This is a genomic window from Xenorhabdus eapokensis, from assembly GCF_001908105.1.
On the sequence record NZ_MKGQ01000003.1, the window covers coordinates 246,093 to 249,249 of the forward strand.

Genomic DNA, 3,157 nt, shown 5'->3' on the forward strand with positions numbered 1-3,157 from the left:
CTGAGTTCGGCATGGGGTCAGGTGGGACCACCGCGCTCTTGCCGCCAGACAAATCCTGTTTTCAATCCCGAACAAGCTGTTTTCTCTCTCTGAAACTTTCTCTTCTCTCATGCCCAAAACACCTTCGGTGTTGTCAGGTTAAGCCGCACGGTTCATTAGTACTGGTTAGCTCAACGTCTCGCAACGCTTACACACCCAGCCTATCTACGTCCTCGTCTCGAACGCTCCTTCAGTACCCTCTAAGGAGTAAGGGAAGACTCATCTTAAGGCAAGTTTCCCGCTTAGATGCTTTCAGCGGTTATCTCTTCCGCACTTAGCTACCGGGCAGTGCCATTGGCATGACAACCCGAACACCAGTGGTGCGTCCACTCCGGTCCTCTCGTACTAGGAGCAGCCCCTTGCAATCTTCCAACGCCCACGGCAGATAGGGACCGAACTGTCTCACGACGTTCTAAACCCAGCTCGCGTACCACTTTAAATGGCGAACAGCCATACCCTTGGGACCTACTTCAGCCCCAGGATGTGATGAGCCGACATCGAGGTGCCAAACACCGCCGTCGATATGAACTCTTGGGCGGTATCAGCCTGTTATCCCCGGAGTACCTTTTATCCGTTGAGCGATGGCCCTTCCATTCAGAACCACCGGATCACTAAGACCTACTTTCGTACCTGCTCGAGCCGTCACTCTCGCAGTCAAGCTAGCTTATGCCTTTGCACTAACCTCACGATGTCCGACCGTGATTAGCTAACCTTCGTGCTCCTCCGTTACTCTTTGGGAGGAGACCGCCCCAGTCAAACTACCCACCAGACACTGTCCGCAACCCGGATAACGGGCCTACGTTAGAACATCAAACATTCAAGGGTGGTATTTCAAGGATGGCTCCATGCAGACTGGCGTCCACACTTCACAGCCTCCCACCTATCCTACACATCAAGGCTCAAGGTTCAGTGTCAAGCTATAGTAAAGGTTCACGGGGTCTTTCCGTCTTGCCGCGGGTACACTGCATCTTCACAGCGAGTTCAATTTCACTGAGTCTCGGGTGGAGACAGCCTGGCCATCATTACGCCATTCGTGCAGGTCGGAACTTACCCGACAAGGAATTTCGCTACCTTAGGACCGTTATAGTTACGGCCGCCGTTTACTGGGGCTTCGATCAAGAGCGTCGCCTTGCGGCTAACCCCATCAATTAACCTTCCAGCACCGGGCAGGCGTCACACCGTATACGTCCACTTTCGTGTTTGCACAGTGCTGTGTTTTTATTAAACAGTTGCAGCCAGCTGGTATCTGCGACTGGCCTCGGCTCCGGGAGCAAGTCCCTTCACCTGACGCCAGCGTGCCTTCTCCCGAAGTTACGGCACCATTTTGCCTAGTTCCTTCACCCGAGTTCTCTCAAGCGCCTGAGTATTCTCTACCTGACCACCTGTGTCGGTTTGGGGTACGATTCAATGTTACCTGAGGCTTAGAGGCTTTTCCTGGAAGCAGGGCATCTGTCACTTCAGCACCGTAGTGCCTCGTCATCACGCCTCAGCCTTAAAGCACCCCGGATTTCCCTGGGATGCCAGCCTACACGCTTAAACCGGGACGACCGTCGCCCGGATGACATAGCCTTCTCCGTCCCCCCTTCGCAGTAACACCGAGTACAGGACTATTAACCTGTTTCCCATCGACTACGCTTTTCAGCCTCGCCTTAGGGGTCGACTCACCCTGCCCCGATTAACGTTGGACAGGAACCCTTGGTCTTCCGGCGAGCGGGTTTTTCACCCGCTTTATCGTTACTTATGTCAGCATTCGCACTTCTGATACCTCCAGCAAACCTCACAGTTCACCTTCGCCGGCTTACAGAACGCTCCCCTACCCAACAACACCTAAATGTCGCTGCCGCAGCTTCGGTGCATGGTTTAGCCCCGTTACATCTTCCGCGCAGGCCGACTCGACCAGTGAGCTATTACGCTTTCTTTAAATGATGGCTGCTTCTAAGCCAACATCCTGGCTGTCTGAGCCTTCCCACTTCGTTTCCCACTTAACCATGACTTGGGGACCTTAGCTGGCGGTCTGGGTTGTTTCCCTCTTCACGACGGACGTTAGCACCCGCCGTGTGTCTCCCGTGATAACATTCTTCGGTATTCGCAGTTTGCATCGGGTTGGTAAGTCGGGATGACCCCCTAGCCGAAACAGTGCTCTACCCCCGAAGATGAATTCACGAGGCGCTACCTAAATAGCTTTCGGGGAGAACCAGCTATCTCCCGGTTTGATTGGCCTTTCACCCCCAGCCACAAGTCATCCGCTAATTTTTCAACATTAGTCGGTTCGGTCCTCCAGTTAGTGTTACCCAACCTTCAACCTGCCCATGGCTAGATCACCGGGTTTCGGGTCTATACCCTGCAACTTAACGCCCAGTTAAGACTCGGTTTCCCTGCGGCTCCCCTATGCGGTTAACCTTGCTACAGAATATAAGTCGCTGACCCATTATACAAAAGGTACGCAGTCACCCTGATAAATCAAGGCTCCCACTGCTTGTACGTACACGGTTTCAGGTTCTTTTTCACTCCCCTCGCCGGGGTTCTTTTCGCCTTTCCCTCACGGTACTGGTTCACTATCGGTCAGTCAGGAGTATTTAGCCTTGGAGGATGGTCCCCCCATATTCAGACAGGATACCACGTGTCCCGCCCTACTCTTCGAGCTCACAATACCAGTGTCTTCGGATACGGGGCTCTCACCCTTTACTGCCGGCCTTTCCAGACCGTTCTCCTGACACTGCTATCGCTGATGGCTCTGGGCTCCTCCCCGTTCGCTCGCCGCTACTGGGGGAATCTCGGTTGATTTCTTTTCCTCGGGGTACTGAGATGTTTCAGTTCCCCCGGTTCGCCTCCTTACCCTATGAATTCAGATAAGGATAGTGCAACGGATTGCACTGGGTTTCCCCATTCGGACATCGCCGGCTGATAACGCTTCATATCAGCTCACCGGCGCTTTTCGCAGATTAGCACGTCCTTCATCGCCTCTGACTGCCTAGGCATCCACCGTGTACGCTTAGTCGCTTAACCTCACAACCCGAAGGTGTCTTCGGACTGGAGTTTTTGAGAGACTCATCAATGTTATCGTTCAACAACATCGATTGTTTCAAATTTTCAGCTTGTTCCAGATTGTTAAAGAGCA

At 53.2% G+C, this 3,157-nt stretch carries 1 rRNA gene; it reads right to left on the reverse strand.

Annotated features, from left to right (window positions below):
• Positions 1-134 precede the first annotated feature (134 nt).
• Positions 135-3,045: ribosomal RNA gene (locus Xedl_RS40650) — 23S ribosomal RNA — on the reverse strand.
• Between the last annotated feature and the right edge of the window lie 112 nt (positions 3,046-3,157).